Here is a 2,623-nt window from a genome sequence, read left to right on the forward strand (position 1 = left end):
GGCCTTCGACGGCTTCTCCCGATAGGCCCGAAACGTCACCTTTGGCGTCCCGAACATCCCCAAATCGCCCGAATTATTTCTCTGAGATCACCTCAATGATCTGCTTAGCCATGCTGGCACTCCAATGTGGTAAGGGTCCGTGCGGTACTGTATCGCTGCCCAGAAATCGGTCAAGCCGATTCAAGGATTTACAGTAATTTTCTGCTGGCAAGTTCGGCAAGCTGCCTCCCGCATGCAGCGCTCGAGCATGTCAGCAGCGATCTGCCTACCATATTCCCCAGTCGCGGGATTGTAGTCACGGTGCAGTTTCGTCTCAGCACCGACAATTATGATCATGGAGATCTCTTCATCGTCCTCGAATATCCTAGCCCCCAAAACTAGCACTGGTCACGTTAGTTAAGGCGTGCAATGGTACTCCACGCACCCGAAGAGCTTGCCAACAGATCGCCGGACACGAGAGACCGCGTGGCCGCGCAGATCCCAGGTGACGACCCGGTAGCCGAGCGTCCGAAGGCCCTCGCTGGGGCCGAACATCACGAGTTCGGCCCCAGCGCCGTGCGAGAACACCACCCACCGGAACGCCGTCGTCACTACTGTCGGTGTAACAGGGCTCGTCACCGTCCGAATCGAGGAACTCATTTAGCATTTTTAGATCTAGCGAATTTATCTGGCCCCGGCACGCCCTAGATGGCCAGCGGCGCGCCTTGGGTATGAACCGACCGTTCATTGCAGCCACCGGACGCCAATACCTCAGGCCCCCAAACCCATTGAGGGCCAAGCTCCACGCACGGGAGTCAACGTGGATGAAAGTTCTCCACCGGTTTGTGACTGTGCGCCGTAGGTGGCGGATGCAGATGAGCGCCTTCCGTGAGCTCTACCGTGGTGGAGCCGCTGCTCCAGCCCCGGCACGACGTGATCGTTGACGGCTGGCTGTATAAGTTCTGCTCCAAGCTCCTGCTGCAAGGGCTACCAGCAGCAGGAGCTGGATGTGATTTTCACCCGCGTTCGGGCGCCGGATGCCGTGGTGTTGTTGTCGGCCGACCCGGCGGCTCTCTTCGACCGCGGCCGCGGCTTTCGCCCGGCCGAGCTCGGCATGCACGCCGGATACGCCGAGCTGAACCGATCGACGTTCGTCGACTACCAGCGCGCCGGCCTGGCGCATCTGCACGCCTACGCACCCGTCACGCCTGGGCGACCGTCCCCCTCGATCCCCATGCCACTGCCGAGGACACCGCCGCACGCCTGGCTGCGCTCATCGCCGCCGTGCGCACAGGCCTCGCCGCCCCTGCGGAGGTTCGACCATGACAGCGCAGCTCGCAGCCCACGGCGGCACCCCCGTCCTGGACCTGCCGACCCCTCACTACCGCTGGCCTCACCTCGACGACGGCCTCGAACGCGCCGTGCTCGAGCAAATGCACCGGTCGCTGTCGGACCGTGACGCCTCCGGAGTGATCGGCGAATACGAACGCGCCCTCGCGGCCTTCACCGGCATGCCGTTCGCCGTCTCTTTCGCCTCGGGCACCGCGGCGATTCACGCCATGAGCCGAATCGGCGGGCTGCAGCCCGCCGACGGCATCATCGCCCCGGCCTACACCTTCTTCGCCACCGCCTCCCCGTTCGCCTTCGACGGCGTCGAGGTGCAGTTCGCCGACGCCGACGCCGACGACTACGGCAACCTCACCGCCCGCACGATCGCGCAGCGGCTGCAACCCCACGTCAAAGCAGTGATCGTCACCCACATGTAGGGCAACCCGTGCCCGATGGACGACATCGCAGCGCTGTGCGCCGAGCGCGGGCTGCTCCTGCTGGAGGATTGCTCCCACGCCCACTTCGCCTCCTGGCGGCACCAGCACGTCGGCACCTTCGGCGACATGGCCGTCTACTCCACCAACAAAAAAGCGATCACCACGGGTGAGGGCGGCATGCTCGTCACCCGCAACGAACGTTTCCGCGATCTGGCGCTGCTGTACGGGCACTACAACAAGCGCTGCCAGGCCGAGATCAGGCCCGGAGCCGAGTACTACCCGTTCGCGTTCACCGGCATGGGACTCAAGCACCGCATGACGACGCTCGCGGCCGCGATCGGCGTCCATCAGCTCCGGCACGCCCACATCATCGAGACGCGGCGGCGCGCCAACCTCGACATCATCCTCAAGGCGCTGGACGGCAACCCGGTGCTCAAGCCCGTGATCGTGCCCGCCGGTCAGGGCGAGCACGGCCTGTACGTCGCCGGACTGCGCTTCCTGCCCGACAACGCGACCGTCACCCGCAAGGAGTTCGTCGACCTGTGCGTGGCCGAAGGCGCCATTGACGTGGACGTGCCCGACTCCACCCGCGACATCAGCGCCGAACCGCTCTTCGCCCGCCACGATCCCTTCGCCCCCTGGCAGCCGCAACCGGCCACCCGCGTCGACCTACCGGGTGTTCGCGCGTTTCACCAGGCATTCCTGAAATCCCGTTGTGGGGATATCCCGGCGACCAGGCCCTGGTCGAGGGCTATCTAGCAGTGCTGGCCAAGGTGTGCGCGGCAGTGAGGTGATCTCAGAGAAATAATTCGGGCGATTTGGGGATGTTCGGGACGCCAAAGGTGACGTTTCGGGCCTATCGGGAGAAGCCGTCGAAG

At 64.4% G+C, this 2,623-nt stretch carries 1 pseudogene; it reads left to right on the forward strand.

What is annotated here, in order from left to right:
* Positions 1-1,412 precede the first annotated feature (1,412 nt).
* Positions 1,413-2,504, forward strand: a pseudogene (locus tag AB0J69_RS61555) (aminotransferase class I/II-fold pyridoxal phosphate-dependent enzyme).
* Positions 2,505-2,623 lie beyond the last annotated feature (119 nt).

It is taken from the genome of Nonomuraea sp. NPDC049709 (assembly GCF_040674815.1).
In the GTDB taxonomy this organism is placed as follows: domain Bacteria; phylum Actinomycetota; class Actinomycetes; order Streptosporangiales; family Streptosporangiaceae; genus Nonomuraea.